This is a genomic window from Cerasicoccus arenae (genome assembly GCF_014651635.1).
In the GTDB taxonomy this organism is placed as follows: Bacteria; Verrucomicrobiota; Verrucomicrobiia; order Opitutales; family Cerasicoccaceae; genus Cerasicoccus; species Cerasicoccus arenae.
Genome location: NZ_BMXG01000013.1, coordinates 64,892 through 82,004, shown reverse-complemented (window position 1 = coordinate 82,004; position 17,113 = coordinate 64,892). Strand labels below are relative to the sequence as shown.

The window sequence follows — 17,113 nt, the reverse complement described above, 5'->3', positions numbered from 1 at the left end:
GCTGAAAAGCATGGAATTTGTGTTAATTTCTCAGAAGAGACTTGCATTGGATTATTTGATGATATAGAAATCACTATATTATCAGTTCAGTGTTTGGGGGCTCCCCAAACCATGGCCCATTTAACCCCGTAGATATGATGCCCCCCCCCCCTCAATTGCCTTGGTCCCGCCAGATGTATTATTCATTGGTCATTGTTGTCATGGCCTTACTGTTCACGTCTCCTAGTGCGGATGCAGTCAGCTATCCGGAACTGAATGAGGAGAACTTTCCCTCCGCGAGTTATGATGACGGCAACGCCACAGTCCTGAAGTATCGCTATTTTGTTCCTGTGAACTACGACGCTGGGGATACGAGCACGCTCTATCCACTGGTTTTGTTTCTTCATGGGAACGGCGAGAAGGGCACGAATAACCATTCGCAGATGCGCAACAACGCCAATGGTGCGATGATCTTTGTTTCCAGCGACAGTCCAGACAATCAGACTGATTTCCCTTGTTTCTGGGTGGCACCGCAATGTCAGTTAGCTGACTGGGGTGACAGTTACTTGCCGGCCCAAATAGAAGGAATGCTCGATGATTTGATCGCAAATTACCATATCGATCCTGACCGAATATATATTACCGGCTTATCCATGGGGGGGGGGGGGGTTATTTCTCAAATCGATGCGTATCCCGGTCGTTATGCGGCGGCTAATCCCAATTGCGGTTGGGCTACCAGTGGTAGTGCGAATGCCTATGCTGATATCCCGCTCTGGGCCTTTCATTGTGCTGATGATGGAACAGTTGGTGTTAATGGCTCTGACCAGATTGCCAATCAAGTTCGCTCTGCAGGTGGCACAGCCATTTACACCCGCTATAACACAGGGGGGCATTCCGGTGCATGGTCACGCGCTTACAATGCAGCGACACCGCTGGTGCCTTGGATGATGTCCCAGCGCCGCGGTCAGGAGCCCTTTTCACTTGTCGGACCCTACCTCAAGATAACTTCACCGACGACGAGTGGTAATGTGTCTACTTCATCCGATAGCTTGGATCTAGGTGGCGTTGCTGATGCAGACACAACGGTCATTCGATACCGGAATAACCAATTTTTTAACGAGCCCCCCCCCATCATTAGCGGAACCGCTAGCTGGACCGTTACAGCGACTCCACTCCGTTCTGGGCAAATTAACCCAATTTATCTCGAAGCGGATACCATTGCATATGCCTCGCCGGGGAATGGAAAAACGACAACCAATGCCTACATTTATATCAACCGTGTAACGGGGGGGGATGCGGTCCAGCCGGTTGTCACCATAACTTCGCCAACAAGTAGTGCCACCTACGCGACGACTGCATCCACGGTGAGCATTGCGGGTTCGGCTTCAGACAATGTCGGTGTAACCAGTCTTACTTGGGGAAATAACAGGGGTGGCAGTGGTGTTATTGCCAATGTAGCTTCTTGGCAGGTGGATGATATTCCGCTGCAAGCTGGAGCAAATGTCATTACAATCACCGCGTTAGATGCCGCTAACAATATTGCGATGGACACGATTACGGTGACTCTTTCGACGAACCTGATTCCTCAAGTAAATGCGGGCGCAGATGATGAAGCGGCTTTGGTCGCTGGCACCGCAGAGGTCTTACTTGAAGGTATTGTGAGTGATGATGGCCTGCCTCTGGATGGAGAACTCACGATGCAGTGGACAGTCATCAGTGGGCCAGATGTAGTCACGTTTGCTGATGCCTCTCAGGCGGAAACAACTGCTAGTTTTGCGGCGACTGGAAGCTATGTCCTGCGACTTACGGCTGACGATAGCGAAGAGACCAATTTCGACGAAGTTACCATTGTGATCCACCCTGAGGGAACCCCGATTGGGATCAAATATCCGACCGTAAATGCGACCAATTTCCCGTCTGGAAGTTATGACAATGGTAACCCTACGACCTTGAATTACCGATATCTGATTCCCGAAAACTACGACGCGAACGATTCCGAAACGCTCTATCCTCTGGTCTTATTTCTTCATGGAGCCGGTGAGAAGGGAACGGACAATAGCAAACAGCTTGGGAATAATGCGAATGGCGCGATGGTTTTCATTTCGACTGCCAACCCAGACAATCAGGAAGATTTTCCGTGCTTTTGGGTGGCACCGCAGTGTCAGTTATCTGACTGGGGAGCGAGTTACTTGCCGGGTCAGATTCAGGGAATGCTGGACGACTTGATTGCCAATTACCGTATCGATCCAGATCGTATTTACATAACGGGACTTTCGATGGGCGGGCAGGGTGCGGTTGTCCAACTGAATAATTATCCCGATCGTTATGCGGCGGCCAATTCGAACGCTGGATCGGTTCCGAGCGCGACGGCAAACAATTATGCACACATCCCGATGTGGGCCTTTCATTGTGCTGATGATGGAACGATAGGGATCAATGGGTCTGACCAGATTGCCAATCAAATGCGTGCTGCGGGAGGCACGCCAATTTACACCCGCTATGACACGGGCGGCCATTCTGGTTCATGGACACGCGCCTATAGCACAGGGACGCCCTTGGTGCCTTGGATGATGGCTCAACGCCGTGGTCAGGAACCTGTTTCTCTCGTCGGCCCTTATGTGAAAGTGATCTCTCCCACGACGAATGGTAGCACAGCGACCTCGGCAAGTAGCCTTCTTTTGAGCGGGGTAGCTGACGCCGATACCACGGCTATTCGATATCGTAACAGTCAATTCTTTAACGATCCGCCCCCGCTTGTAAATGGAACGGCGAGCTGGAGTGTTACTGCCACACCACTACGAGGTGGAACAATCAACCAAATCTACCTCGAGGCAGATACTATTGCCTATTCTGCGCCTGGAAATGGGAAAACAACAACCAATGATTGGCTGAATATTAGCACAATTCGCTATGATGTCTGGTCGGTTGATAATGGGCTGGTTATCGGGAGTAACAGTGAATTAAACGATGATACTGATGGCGACTCTCTCATCAACCTTTTGGAGTATGCATTTGGATTGAATCCAACTGGTGGGTATGAGGCTGATCTTTCTCCGGAGAATCCTTTGTTTGCCAACAGTGGTTTGCCCAAACTGGATTGGGGGATTGATGGGAGCCTGCAATTTGTTTTCCCACGAAGAGTGGACTATGCTGCCGCCCAATTGACATACACGGTTCAATATAGTAGTGACATGCAAACTTGGATGGATAGCTCGGTGGCACCAACCGTTATTTATACGGATGGTGATATCCAAGTAGTTGAAATAGCCGATCCTCTTTTCCTCGAGGATGATGCAGGCAGCCATTTCCTTAGAATTTCAGTTACCGCTGACAACTAGAGTCTGAGGTTCTTGTTGTCGTATTCAGTGGGTGCTGTTGTCTTCTATGTGGGGCTGTGTTTTCCCAGGTTTTGATGATAAAATAATGAACTTATTACTTTACAGTTGCTGGAGGTATGATAGTCTTCTTCATAAAGAGTTGCCAGTTTCCCTCAGGCTTTATACTCTAAAACCTGCAATGAGCGGTTTTGTTGATGCAAAGTGGAAAAGGGAAACCGAGGTGATAATCGCCAAAACATACCATCTGTCTGGCAATGCATAATTCAATTAAATCCGCCCATCGCAGAGCATCGATTGGTTTAGTTCCACGAACTAAAGAAGCGGGTTTCGCGCTTGTGGTGTCGTTGCTCCTAATGGGATTCATACTGATGATGATCCTTAGCTTATCAACGATGCTACGGGTTCAGATATCGTCCACAGTGAATGAAGAGCATAGTATTCAGGCTCGGCAGAATGCACTTTTGGGTTTGAGTGTCGCGTTAGGTCAACTTCAGGCTCAAATGGGCCCGGATCAGAGAGTTAGCGCATCGGCGGAACTGATTAAATCTGGAGATAGCCCAGGAATTCCCGAGATTGCATCCAATGACCTGCGCCGTCACTGGCTGGGCGCTTGGGATGCATCGGAAAATGCTTATGCAGATACGGATACCTCATCCATGCTCTGGGTGAATGCTCCTAATGCGGCACATTTATCATGGCTAGTGTCGGGGGTCGAAGATACGGTCGGCGCTGTGCCCAGTACAGTCTTTAACTTGGATGAGAAGGGCATTCCTTTGGCCGACTCAGGTTTGGCGATCATGGCAGGTGGTAAATCTGTTGGTGATGGAAATCTTGAGGACTTTGTCTATGCGCCGATAGTTGATATACCAACTGATCCAGGTCGTAGCCTATCGTCTGGAGCCTATGCTTATTGGATTTCTGATGAGGCGCAGAAGGCTCCGCTCAATCTTGTTGATGCGCGTTACGTTGACGTCAGTGTTAGCTCGAAGTCACGAAGCGACCTTATGGCACCCGAACGTGTGGGCATTGAAACGGTTTCAGGGTGGAAGGAATATGATCTTAAGAATGGTGACTTGGCTCGTTCTCTGAATCGCTTAATGTATCTGAGCGATATCAATTTAGTAGAACAGGGCTACTGGGCGGATGCGATTCCTGACTACTTCCACGATTTCGGAATGGGGGCCACAATGCTGCAGACTGATGTTCGCAATGGCGGTCTCAAGAAGGATTTAAATCTGTTGTTTGAGTTATCTGACGAAAATTTCAATGGCTCACCATACGGTGGTAATCCAGACGCGGAACGTGTCGACAATCCAGAAACCGATGTTGGTTATTTAGATCCATACGAGGGCGGAGCTGTTAGTTACCTCTTCAAGCATCCCGTGCCAGATATTTCCGCAAACGCGTATCTCCGTGGCCCGACATGGCATTTTCTTCGTAGCTATTACAATTTGTATAAGGATGTCTCAGGCGCTGACGCAGCGCCATCAATTGCGTCTCGGGCCTATCGGCCGAACACCATCGATTATGCGAATGCCGCTGGCTATAATCATGATTTTGCCATGCGATACAGCTTTGTAAATGTAATGGGAAGTGCGAATAAAGGGAACAGCGATGCCGACATTGATCCTTGGGACAACTTCGTCAATACGAAGGTTAAGCCGATTAAGGAGTGGGAGATTAGAAGTGGTCCAGTGGATGTCCCGAGATTGACGGGGCACGAGGTCGCGCCTGTAGCGGTGCGCATGTATCTTGTCTTTAGTCTGGCTCAGGTTTCTTTGAATCATGTCTATCGAATCGCTCGTGACGAATTGGGTGAGCCGCTTTTGGCCACTTATATAGACGAAAATGGTGAAACTCAAGAGAGTGAGGATGGCTGGATAATGGAGGATTCAGGCCCCGGTAACATCATTGCGCTCAAGGTGCAGCCGGTTGCTGTACTATGGAACCCATATAACGTGAGCATTTCCTTTAATGCTTATAAGCTAAAATTCACGAATCCCAAGATGGCTTTTAGCTTTTCTTGGCGTGATGTCGGTTCGCTTACTACCGAAGGTTCTTACACTGCCACTTTTAATGATCTGATGAAATCTGCAGTTCCCGTGCATCATCTAGTTGACGGACAAGTCATTAACCGAAATCTGGATTACTTTGAATTCTTGTTCGGAAATCCACCCGATGGCGATGATCCCATAATTCTTCAGCCAGGTGAACAGCGGATATTTAGTGCTGCTGAGGAACTAAGTATGGCTGATGTTAGAGCTAGCGATAAGCCGCTTTTTATGGAGCCTGGATGGAATACCAATGGAGGCATACTCATGTATCGTAGTGAGCTCGATTCTCGTCATAGAATGACGCAGCGTGCAAAAAAAAATCCGGATGATGTCCCTCCTGCAGTTGAAATTGACAATATATCGGCTGAGTATGAAGTGAGCGTTGATGATGTGTATTGGGTAAGCAAATATAGCAATTTTGCCTCTGATCGCGCGGCGAATGACGAACGAATTATCCTCTTTGACTGGCAAGACTATTTGCTGACGGATAAGAACAGTATTAAAGAAGGAGGAGATTTTCTGAAAGAAGACTTCGCGCTTCGTGCTATGGGTGGAGGGTATTCCACTCCATCTGGAGAGAATCCGAGTGATGTATTCAAAGACATAAAAAACAACCGGATTTTGCCCTTGGATTTTGTTAATGGAACCTGTCCATTCATGTATATGGAAGTGCGGATTAATCCAGCCAATACTGATTTAGGCGTATCGGTTGAAATGTTAGGAAACAGCAATCCCTTTGCTCTGCTTGGATCTTCTATGTTTAGCGGTGATGTGGTTACGGATCGCTATGGTGTGTTCATGGGCCCGATGTCCGGGTTCGCCGATTATAACAATTTGAGGCCGCAGACTTTTCTCAATGATACGCGAACTTACTTTGGATACGGGTATGGAGTAGACGTTGGGTCAAGAAGTGTGATCCTTCAAGAAATTCCAACGATGCCATTATGGTCACTCGGCTCATTGCAGCATGCCAATATTTCCAGTAGTGGATATATGCCAAGGAATGCAATTGGGAATTCTCAGGCAACGCCTTTTGTTCCAAGTGATGAGCTGGATTTAAATTTCAAGATGCAGTGGGGTATCATGCAACCAACGATGTATGATGTTTCCTATTTGAGTAATGAGGTTCTCTTTGATTCTTATTTTTTCTCCAGTCTAGCTCCAGCATCAGAGGAATTGACGGTTAGTCAAAGACTCGATTCGATTGTTGAGGTTGCTGAGGATACTGGTGTGGATCCGGTACTTTCCAATCGGCGTTTTGCCTATTTTGGGGATGATGACTATAGTAAGCTTCGCAGTGATCTTATCGGGAACGATGGTTATACTAAGTCTGCTGCCTATTGGGCTCCTGAGGGTGGGTTCAATATTAACTCAACGTCAGTTGTCGCGTGGAAGGCTTTTTTGGCCGGAAATTTTGGCCGGGAATTTGATTACTACGATGGTACTTCAATAAGAAGCGATACCTCGGTGGGAGCTCTCTATTCGCGGGTTTCATTGCCGAATGCTGAAGTTGGCTCAAGTGGCAATATTAAGGATGACTGGAATGCGCCTATTAGCTTAACTGACTCACAGCTTGATGCACTGGCAGTGGCGATCGTTGATGAAGTGAAAGCGCGTGGTCCTTTTTTAAGCCTTTCTGACTTTGTTAATCGACGGCCTGGATCTTCTGACGTGAATCAACAGAGGCAGGGGGCATTGGCGCGGGCGATTGATCAATCTGGAATTAATAACGAGATTGGGGAAGCAGGAGATGACGCCTATGATTGGGTTAGTGATGCTCGATTTAATGTGGATAACACTCTTGGAAGAACATCAGCGGGCATTCCTGGTTGGCTCACACAGGCAGACGTACTGACGCCGTTGGCACCATATATTTCCGCTCGCTCTGATACATTCATCATTCGCGCTTATGGTGAGGCGACTACTGGGATTGAGGGAGATGTTGCCTCAAGAGCATGGTGTGAAGCATTAGTGCAGCGCGTCCCTGAATACATGGATCCCACTGGCAACGATCCATGGGCTGAAGTTTCTGATCTAGTGGATGGAGGGATTAATGAAACGTTTGGCCGGCGTTTCAAAATCATTGGTTTTCGCTGGCTGAGTAAAGACGATGTGTAATTTTATTTTGAAGTATTGGTCTCTCTATAGCGTCTTACTATCGGGCTTTATTTTTCCGTCGCTGGCTTGTGCTGCTGATGCGGTAGCAAACGTAGAAACTACCTTTAGTTGTGTAAGCTGGGGGAAGCCAATTAAAGATACCCTGTATGTTCGTTCGGACGGAGAAATGATTCCACTACGTGTTCATAGTATGAGGCGTTCGAGTGAGGTCGATTATCATGGATCGAATCCAATTGTGTTTTTCCGAAAAGGAAAGGATGGGCAGGAGCAGGACGCTTATCAACCCGTTGCGCAAGTTCAGTTAGATGGTTCGATCAAGAAGCCGCTTTTTTTCTTTGCCGGTGAAGGTGGGAATTATAAAATTGTGACTTTAGAAGATAGTTTCGATAAATACCCGACTGGCAGTTACCGATTTTATAACTTCACTGAGCGTGATTTGATCGCTAAAATGGGCGATGAAATATTGCAGCTCCCCCCTAAGAAAACAGCGTATTTGCCGCAGCCGTTTACTGGCACGATAGAGTATCCGATTGCCTTCGTCGTGCGTGAGCCAGGTGGCATTCGGCCTCTGTATACAAACATGTGGACTCATGTTGGACGATTTCGCTATCTGATTTTTGTATCCGATTCAGACTCCCGTGATACGGGTTCGATGAAATTCCGAATCCTGTCAGACTACGCGAAGTAAGTGTAGCTCCCTTATCTCGTGCGACTGCTTTAAGCTTTTTTCTGTGATGCCACGTTCTAATAGGATCTATACGCGCTTACATGGTGATAAGGGAGTCAATATATCCCCTTTTGGCTGGTTATTACTATGTATCCATCCATTTTCTATGCGTTCATGAATACTACAAGCACGTGAAATCGCGTAGGTTTTTCAGTTAAATAAAAATGAATTATAGTGTATCAAACAGATCTCCGATTATCGAACATGACACGAGTCGAACTTGGTCATGGTCTTGGAGAGAATTTATGGGCCCGGAGCCAACAGTTGAAGTCTGCGCTTTAAAGTATGGGAAACGCTGGGCTTACAGTTTGGATATCGATGATATGCCCGTGACTAATTACACTGTATCATTTCCCTTGCTTTCAGGTTATCACTTTACTGATGCGCCGCCCGGTGTTCGGGGAGGAAATCGTAAGCCTTTTGTTGGTAACGCAGCAGTATTCTCATCGCATGTGAATCCAGCCGATGAAATTTACAATTCGACTCTGTTGTGCTGGGCACAAATCCAAGAGATGTGTAAAGCGGGCTGGGCAGTTGCCAATCATGCTTATTCTCATGCGGACTACGGTTTGACGGAGGAGCAGATGCGTAACGAGGCATATTGGAACCAGGTTTTAATCGCATGGCACACGTCGAACACTCTGGCCCCAAACTATTTTGTATACCCAAGCGGAGATACTGCCTATCGCCCGTTTCTTAAAGATTACCAGTTACTGTCTGGTGGTCACGTGGGTGAGCCTGTGTCCAATATACATCTTAAGGACTTTGACTGGACGGACCTTAAGCGAATTTTCCTAGATGAAGATGAGTGGTCAAAAACCGATGACCCTTATCATCAATTCCCTGATCCAATCCAAGATGGAGATGTTGTTGTCGACATTACTCATGGAATGGATGTCGAGCCGAATCACCCTAACCGGATCCGTTGGGAGAGGCGATTAAGCATGATCCAGAGCCTTTATGGCGAGGGCGGGGCGGATGATATGTGGTCAGCGTCGATTGATGAAATTGTGGCCTATGATATTGCAAGGCGTACCGCCGCCGTTGATATTTCGGATAACCAGCTAACGCTCTTTTTGGATGAAAATGCGCCGGCTTCTCCGATTACTTTAACGATTGCCGGGATTCCAGAATCCGTTCACCTTGAAGCACCGGAGGGAGGTTTTCTTTACCGAAATAAAGATGTTGTCTGGGTAACGACCCCCTCGCTTGGTGGTCCGGTTGGTAGCCCTTTACCCACTCCAAATGTCCGCTGCATTTACAATGGCCCCGTTACGGATCTCGATTGGCCAGATGCAATTGAACTAGCTGGTGTGCGGGTTCTTCAATATGATGTTGAGAAAGGTGCCACACTTTCGATTGCTATTGTTACATTGAATGGCGCGGTTGTTGAAGTCGGATCATGCGGGGCAAGCTCAGATGCGGAATGGAAGCTATTTTCCTCGGTTCCAAATAAATCTCCGTGGTCCGCAAAAGGATTGCGTGTGGTCGGAAACACCGAAGCTCACAAGAAAATGGAAATTTGGGTAGTGGAAGGGGAGGCGAGTTCTTAATGAATAAAACTTCTGTATTTGGATTAGTCCTATGTTTTGCGGTGCTGATTAACGCCCATGCTGCTGATCGCGAGTGGTCATGGTCGTGGCCGGATTTTTCTGGGCCAGAGCCTATGGCTGAAGTCTGTGCGCTGAAGTATGATAAGCGCTGGGTCTATAGCCTTGATATTGATGACTCACCAGTCAGCACTTATACGATATCTCTGCCAGTTCTCGCAGAGTACCACTATACTGATGCGCCTCCAGGAGTCGAGGGTGGGAATCGTAAGCCTTTTGTTGGTAATGCGGCATTGTTTGCTTTGCGTATGAATCCTAGCGGTGAGAATTATCACATATACATGCTATCCTGGGAGCAGGTCCGTGAAATGTGCGAAGCTGGGTGGGGGGTTGCTAATCATTCATATTCGCACGCTGCGTACGATTTGTCTGAAGACCAGTTGCGTAACGAAATATATTGGAATCAAGTTTTGATCGGGTGGTTTACTCCTAACAGACGTGCGACCACTTATTTCGTTTATCCGAGTGGCGATACCGCCTATCGACCTTACCTTGCGGAATATGGATTGTTGGCTGGTGGAATTCAGGGTGGTCCAATGACCAATATCTATCGTGCCAATCTCGATTGGACCGACCTTAAGCGAATTTATCTAGACGAGCCAAGGTGGGCATCCATTGGTGATCCGTATTTTGATTTTCCCGACCCACTATTAGATGGAGATGTCGTGCTTGATTTTGCTCATGGTATGGAGCCAGAGCCGGATCACCCGAATCGAATCCGCTGGGCGCAGCGCCTTGAAATGATTGAGTCTCTGTACGGCGAAGGTGGAGCAGATGATGTGTGGTCAGCGCCGATTAATGAGGTCGTTGCATATGATATTGCTCGGCGAACAGCAGAGGTAAACGTTTCGGGTAATCATCTGACGCTCTTCGTGGATGAAGACGTTCCTTCATCGCCAATTACATTAAAAATTACAGGTATTCCAGAGTCGGTTGAATTGATTGCTCCAGAGGGGGGATTACTGTACCGTCAGGGTAATGTGGTTTGGGTGACAACCCCCTCACTTGGTGGTCCGGTCGGAAGTGCTTTGCCAACGCCGAATCTCCGCTGCATTTATAATGGACCGGTTGAGGACATCGACTGGTCGGAGGATATCGAGCTCGGAGGCGTTCGTATCCATCAGTTCGGTGGTGAGGCGGATGAAACCATCACAGTTGAAATCGTTGAACCCGATGGCGATCGGCTTGAAATCGGTTCATCGACTGGATACTTGCCGGCTTCCTGGATCTTAATTTCTTCAGTGCCGAACTCTGATCCCTGGGAGGCGAAGGGCTTACGTCTAAGCGGGGTTACTTCAGCGCACAAAAGAATGGAGGTTTGGGCTATTGATCCAATAGATGCATGGCGCAAAAAGTATTTTAATCAGGTAGAGCCGTCTGGTGATGCTGGTGATTATGCAGACCCGGATCGAGACAGTCATATCAATTTTGAGGAGTACGCGTTTTGCACTGACCCGAATAGCGGATCAAGCTTGCCCATTGTCCGTCCGATTCCTTGGTCTGAGGACAAGGGATTTGGAATAGAAATCGACTGCCGCTCTGGTTTGGTCGCGCCCGTCTATCTTCCTGAATACTCGGATGACTTGGCGGAATGGTCAGTTGGAGGAACACTTGATGGTGCGCCTTTTGAGAACGGAGATGGCACACTGACTGCGCGTTTTATGGCACCATTAATAGATAATTGTTTTCTGCGTGTTTCTGCAAAATAAGGAATGTCATAATGAATTTTTAGAATGAATCACAGCGCGCCCTTCTGGCGCATCTCGTTCCACCCTAACCTCATAAATAATGAAAAAGATACTTCAGGCAGTATATGCGTGTACGTTGTTACTCGCTATGCCTTACTTACAATCTCAGCAAATTCTGTTGGATTTTTATTACCCTGTCCCATCACAGCCAGATAACAGTGGCAAGTATTGGGAGGCGATTATTTCCTATGACCCAGTCGTCGACTTGACCGATAGCTCGGGCAATAATACTGGTATTTCGCTTGAGTTTTCAGGATACTGGGGTGCCAACTCTTCCGGTACGCTTGATCCTGCTTCGAGCCTTGGTGCATTGGCCGAATTGAATGCCGTTAGCGACTGTTTCTATGTCAGCTCAGCAGGAGGTACTTTAACGTTCTCGAATTTGGATCCAGCACTTCGTTATACGTTTAATATATTTGGATCACGTGATACGACCATTGTCCGTGAAAGCGGCTATGAGGCCGTTGGAGCCAATACTGTTTCAAGTAGCATCGTTTGTAGTGGCCCGGGTATTGGTATTGGTAGCCGCCCCAATGCGAATAATGATTCGATTGCATCACTTTCCGGTTTGATACCAGATGCGCAGGGGGAGGTTCAATTGAATGTGTCGGTTCTCCAAGGAGGTTACGCTTATATTAATGCCATGGAGATTATTGCTGAGTCGCCAATCGCCACAGAAGTTATTCCGCCAAACAGCATCATTGCAGGACTGGGTAGCAATGTTCAGCGCGTCCTCCTAAATCCGCTAGAAGATGGTGGTGTTTTAGCGACATTTAGTTGGAACATGCTCTATGCAAATTATGAGCCGTACAATGAAGTAGATGCGAAGGCAGGCATTACAGCACTTGAATTTTTCGGAGCATCGACAAGTAATGCCAAAGGTGATTTCAGGCTCAACGAGAATGTCCCCGGAATAATCGATTACTTTGGCATTTGGGTTTATCTACACTCCGAGTCCAATGTGTATGAGGTAGGCATTCAAGTGGAAGATGCTGAGGGAGAGCACCTTTTCTCGCTGCATAATGCGACTTGGGAAGGCTGGAATTGGCTAGAAATACCCACGACTTCAGAAAGCTTCCGAGAGTCCTTCGCCCAGCCAGATAAAAATGGTATCATTGATTTCCCCATCAGAAATGTGTCATTTGTATGGTTTACAGGTGGTGCCGGGACAACATCGCTCGGCGTTGATGGCCTAGTCATTGCAACTCAAATTACGGGTGCTCGGGATGATATTGAAGTCGAGTTGGCCAGCCCAGATTGGGGCTATGCAGACACTCCCTTTCAAGGGATGATTGTGGTCAATAATTATAGCGACCAGACTGTGCCGGTAACTGTCGATTACTCAATACAGACGAATCGAGAACTGTATGATGAAATGTTAGTGGACCCTGTCTTTGGTAATGATCATGCGCAGGGCGCATTGAGCTGGGTCGTGCAAGAAGGGGTTACTATACAAGACAACTCACTCACGGATGACGATTCTGCGACTAGCTACAGCACGCCTTGGCATAATTCTGGATTCACTGATCTATTCCAGTATGTCGATTTGGGACAAGTCCGAGACATTGTCAAAATGAACTACCTATCTGGTGACGCGAACTGGGCAAGGCTCGTTGACTTCAGTTATTCGCTGGATGGTGTCAATTACACGAATATTCCTGAATTGGTGGATTTTGATATGGAAGGGAAATGGTCAATGGTCGAGTTGCCGTTTACCGGAAGCTTTTCAGCACGATACATTAGGCTGCACCATCATACGGCTGTTGGACAGAGTCTCGAAGTACTTCGCGCACCATCATCGTTATTCGTTTATGACGGTACCGCTGATGACACGGTGGCAATCCCTGCTGTAGGTGACAATATTGAGTCTCGTACTACCAGTGTGACGGTTGCACCACACTCGTTTGAAATGGTCTCACTTTCCACATCGACTCCGCTAGAGACTGGTTCCTATTATCTAGGAATCGATGCGCAAAGTAGTGTTGGGCGAAAGCTGTTTCAGTCCAATTATTTCATCATGCCGGATACATTGGTGGCTCGTTCTGCTGCTTCGCGTTTTGGGATGAATGTTTCCCTTCCGGAATACATTGGGATCCATGAATGGCTTGGGGTCAGTTACGTGCGTTTTGAGAATATGAAGTGGCCTTTCTTCAGTACTTCGGAAAATGACTATGATTTCTCTGGTGGTGTTGCACCCTGGCATGTTGACCTCACTTCATACATGCAAGAATACAAGGATGCAGGGTTCTTCCCACTGCCATATATCTTATACACGCCAGATTGGGCGACTACTGCTCCAGTCGGGGTGACACAAAATCGGGGTGGCTATCCTCCTGCCGATAATCAGGATTACGCCGATGCCGTTTTCCAAACGGTTGCTCGTTTTGGTGCACAGACCCATCCGGTTGGTGTGCTGAAAACCGCAGATGGGCTAAGTGGATTAAACACTGTTAATCACTTCGAGCTTTGGAATGAGCCGAATCTGAATGCGGCTAGTTGGGGCTTCTTTGTGGGCACGATGCCAGAGTATTTTGAAATGTTCCGTGTGGGTGCAGAAGCAGCACTCCTTGCTGACCCAACGGCCACGATTAGTCATGGTGGGTATGCGGGCATCGACTTAGCGACGGTCGGCCAACTAGCCACGTATCAATATTCAGATGGCAAGACGCCACTTGATTTCACGGATATCATTAACGTTCACTATTACAGTGGGCAACAAGATCCAGAGACGGCGACCAGTGATGCGAACAATGGCGGTAATCTGAACTTAACTTATGAGGAGCTATTGCAAGAGCTTTCAGATTGGCGTGATATTAATGGATCAGGCAAGGAAATCTGGATGACGGAAACCGGCTACGATGTCGGTGGTCCTATCGGTCGTACAGAGCGCCATCAGGCCGCCAAGCTACCACGCAACCTGATGATTATATTGGCGAATGGTGTGGAGAAAGTTTTCATCTACCGCGAGACCGGAAGTCATGCTTCACAGCATTCAGGTTCTGGATTGATGCGCAATGACGACTCGATCCGCCCGTCTTGGTTTACTACCGCGACGCTGATCCGTCAGCTTGATGGGGTCAGCGCGTTGCATACGCCTCGACTTGCAATGGCAAACACGGATATCTGGGCCTATCTCTGGGACAAGGGAACGAGCGAGGTCTTTACGGTCTGGGTGCCGGATGTCGCACAAAGCACAACACTTGGCATTGATCTTGGACTTTGCACTGTAACGGATGCATTTGGCAATACTCGTCAGCTGAATGTGGATGCGAATTTCCCGGTTACTGACATGCCGGTTTACATCACCAATTTTGGTGACGATACCGCGCTGACTGCATTGCAGCCAGTGCAGTAGATTAGTCTTAGTCGGAATTAATCGGTGCGCCTTCTTTCGGGAAGGCGCACTTTTTTTGTTTCTGGTAAATCGTCGCTGTTGGTAAATTGCGTGACGCTTTCACCGCGTTTTCGATTCTATCATTCTTTTGCTTGATAAGTATCGTGAGACGATGCAATTTCGGATCCTTTTTTATCGAGCCTTGAACGGTAGAGGAGAAAAGGTATGTTGCATGAATCGAGTTAAAAATTGGCTAGGAATTGAGTTGGACGTTGTGAGCCAGCGCGAGAAGTTCGTATCCCTATTGGGCGGATTGATCGCGATTAGCGCATTGATATTCATCGTGAATAATATCTGCGACTTACCTCAGGGGACAGGTCTGATTGCTTCTATGGGTGCGTCCGCGGTGCTTTTGTTTGCAGTTCCTCATGGCCAGCTTTCACAGCCCTGGCCTGTGGTAGCTGGGCATACGGTATCGGCTCTCATTGGCGTTACTTGTGCAAGGTATATACCAGGGCCAATATTAGCCGCAGGATGTGCAGTCGGCTTGTCAATTTGGGTGATGCATCAAATGAAATGTATCCATCCGCCTGGTGGGGCGACTGCGCTTGTTGCGGTATTGGGCGGAGAGGCGGTTCATGGCTTAGGCTATCGGTTTGTTCTAGCACCTGTTTTGGGCAATGCCGTGGTCATGGTTATGCTGGCCGTAGTCATCAACTATGTTTTCAAATGGCGACGTTATCCAGTTGGGCTAAGCGTTGGTGTGGAGGCGACTCTGGGTAGTGAAGCGGGTGACAATACCAGCCATGAGCATATATTGTCAGCACTACGCCAAATAGATCTGTTTGTTGACGTGGCTGAAGACGATCTGGTGAAAATTATTCATGCCGTTAATGCGGGACAGGCGCAATCGCATCAGTCGAATTCAGATAACGGGATAATGACGGGCACGGCACCAGTAGTTCCCCTTCGATCAGAACAGGATGAAAAGGCGCAACTCAGCGTATTCGATTTACCGAAAAGCGGAACCATACCTAACGCAACAAAAGAAGAGGCTCTCGTAGAAATGCGATGAAGAGGGGCTGGCCAGAAAGGTTTCCAGTTCGCTAATCAGCAGAGATGGGCATCTTTGTTATTTCCCGAGGCCAAGCGTAAGTCGCCTAAGGATACACCGGAAATTTAGCGGTCCTTTGAGCGGCGTTTCATGTAAGATGCGATGTAAGAGCACTGGGCAACAATTTCGTATTGATTCTGTTCGGCGTATGTGAGTGCGGTCTCAGCTAATTTCGCTGCTATCCCGCGTCCTTGCATGTGAACAGGAACGCTAGTATGAGTGATGACAAAGCGCCGTTGCTCTTCAATTTCGTATTGGAGTACCGCATCGCCCTTACAGATAAACTGCCTATTCTTTGGTTGATGCTCTACCTTAGGGGAATTGTCCGAATCACTGTCCATCGTATGTTTAAATTGTTCCTGCAATGCCGATTTATCAATTGCTCAATAAATACGAATTTCCGGCCTGGCAAATGGTCAAGGAGAGGCAATGCGCCCCCCCCTTGATTCTCAGAACACAAGATTGAGAGCAAGAGGATTGACCCGTATTTGGCTGATTGCATTCTATTAAGTCTCCAGTATGCCACCCAAGCTTTCAAAGAAGGATTTCGAGCTGATTTCTGAGTTCAGATACACGCTACGGAAATTTCTCGGATTTAGTGAGGCAGCGGCCGCGGGCTATGGATTGAGTTCGCAGCAATATCAGGCCCTTCTGGCCATTGAGGGCTTTCCTGGACGCAACTGGGTGACCGTTGGCGAGCTTGCTGAGCAGTTGCAGATTGCACATCACAGCGCTGTGGGGTTGATCAATCGGATGGAGAAAATCCAGTTGGTTTCACGAGAAAAATCCTCGGAGGACCGTCGCCGTGTCCAGGTATCCCTTACGCCCAAAGGCAAAGGATTGCTTGAGAGTCTTTACTGGGCCCATCAGATTGAGCTAAAGACGATCGGCCCCAAAATAGTTAAACTACTTCAGCGAGCATCATTGGATGAATCGCCAGGTCGGAAAAACGCCAGCCCGGTTTGCTATCTTGACGAAATTGAGGACTGAGATTCTCCATAATTCTCTAGCACCGGATGGTTTGTGATGGCTTGCTGTTTCTAATTCCTGAGAAACATCCCCCCTATGAGTATCTCCGATGCTGAATGTTT

9 protein-coding genes are annotated in these 17,113 nt (G+C 47.9%); 8 read left to right on the top strand and 1 reads right to left on the bottom strand.

Translation table 11 applies throughout. The annotated features are described in order from the left end of the window. Positions 1 to 134 precede the first annotated feature (134 nt). The 7 genes from IE065_RS11485 (at position 135) to IE065_RS11455 (ending at position 15,983) form a co-directional block, all read left to right on the top strand. Positions 135 to 3,317: a PKD domain-containing protein gene (locus IE065_RS11485; protein WP_189515160.1), complete on the top strand. Its 3,183-nt coding sequence runs from the start codon at positions 135 to 137 to the stop codon at positions 3,315 to 3,317. Between the two features lie 254 nt (positions 3,318 to 3,571). Beyond that, a complete protein-coding gene (locus IE065_RS11480; RefSeq protein WP_189515158.1) occupies positions 3,572 to 7,489 on the top strand; it encodes a hypothetical protein in 3,918 nt (1,305 codons plus the stop codon). Then, complete coding sequence (locus IE065_RS11475) at positions 7,482 to 8,177, top strand: hypothetical protein (RefSeq protein ID WP_189515156.1); 696 nt, start codon at positions 7,482 to 7,484, stop codon at positions 8,175 to 8,177. Before IE065_RS11480 ends, IE065_RS11475 begins: the two co-directional genes overlap by 8 nt. A gap of 347 nt (positions 8,178 to 8,524) precedes the next feature. Then, complete coding sequence (locus tag IE065_RS11470; RefSeq protein WP_189515154.1) at positions 8,525 to 9,769, top strand: polysaccharide deacetylase family protein; 1,245 nt, start codon at positions 8,525 to 8,527, stop codon at positions 9,767 to 9,769. After that, positions 9,769 to 11,535: a polysaccharide deacetylase family protein gene (locus IE065_RS11465; protein ID WP_189515152.1), complete on the top strand. Its 1,767-nt coding sequence runs from the start codon at positions 9,769 to 9,771 to the stop codon at positions 11,533 to 11,535. The genes IE065_RS11470 and IE065_RS11465 overlap by 1 nt, the downstream gene beginning before the upstream one ends. A 79-nt stretch (positions 11,536 to 11,614) precedes the next feature. Then, the gene (locus tag IE065_RS11460) at positions 11,615 to 14,929 is read left to right on the top strand and encodes a discoidin domain-containing protein (protein ID WP_189515150.1); all 3,315 of its coding nucleotides are present in this window, start codon (positions 11,615 to 11,617) and stop codon (positions 14,927 to 14,929) included. Between the two features lie 211 nt (positions 14,930 to 15,140). After that, the gene (locus IE065_RS11455; protein WP_189515148.1) at positions 15,141 to 15,983 is read left to right on the top strand and encodes an HPP family protein; all 843 of its coding nucleotides are present in this window, start codon (positions 15,141 to 15,143) and stop codon (positions 15,981 to 15,983) included. A 104-nt stretch (positions 15,984 to 16,087) separates the two neighbouring features. Here the strand turns inward: IE065_RS11455 and IE065_RS18390 are convergent, their stop codons facing one another. Continuing rightward, the gene (locus IE065_RS18390; protein ID WP_189515146.1) at positions 16,088 to 16,363 is read right to left on the bottom strand and encodes a GNAT family N-acetyltransferase; all 276 of its coding nucleotides are present in this window, start codon (positions 16,361 to 16,363) and stop codon (positions 16,088 to 16,090) included. 178 nt (positions 16,364 to 16,541) lie between these two features. On the opposite strand from IE065_RS18390, the gene IE065_RS11445 reads away from it, so the two are divergent. Next, entirely contained in the window at positions 16,542 to 17,012 is a 471-nt protein-coding gene (locus IE065_RS11445; protein ID WP_189515144.1) for a MarR family winged helix-turn-helix transcriptional regulator, read from the top strand. Positions 17,013 to 17,113 lie beyond the last annotated feature (101 nt).

What these genes read in the sequence shown, in the direction of transcription:
- IE065_RS11465 (WP_189515152.1), top strand. Translation starts at nt 9,769, where the DNA reads ATGAATAAAACTTCTGTATTTGGATTAGTCCTATGTTTTGCGGTGCTG.
- IE065_RS11445 (WP_189515144.1), top strand. Translation starts at nt 16,542, where the DNA reads ATGCCACCCAAGCTTTCAAAGAAGGATTTCGAGCTGATTTCTGAGTTC.
- IE065_RS11455 (WP_189515148.1), top strand. Translation starts at nt 15,141, where the DNA reads ATGAATCGAGTTAAAAATTGGCTAGGAATTGAGTTGGACGTTGTGAGC.
- IE065_RS11485 (WP_189515160.1), top strand. Translation starts at nt 135, where the DNA reads ATGATGCCCCCCCCCCCTCAATTGCCTTGGTCCCGCCAGATGTATTAT.
- IE065_RS11475 (WP_189515156.1), top strand. Translation starts at nt 7,482, where the DNA reads ATGTGTAATTTTATTTTGAAGTATTGGTCTCTCTATAGCGTCTTACTA.
- IE065_RS11460 (WP_189515150.1), top strand. Translation starts at nt 11,615, where the DNA reads ATGAAAAAGATACTTCAGGCAGTATATGCGTGTACGTTGTTACTCGCT.
- IE065_RS18390 (WP_189515146.1), bottom strand. Translation starts at nt 16,363, where the DNA reads ATGGACAGTGATTCGGACAATTCCCCTAAGGTAGAGCATCAACCAAAG.
- IE065_RS11480 (WP_189515158.1), top strand. Translation starts at nt 3,572, where the DNA reads ATGCATAATTCAATTAAATCCGCCCATCGCAGAGCATCGATTGGTTTA.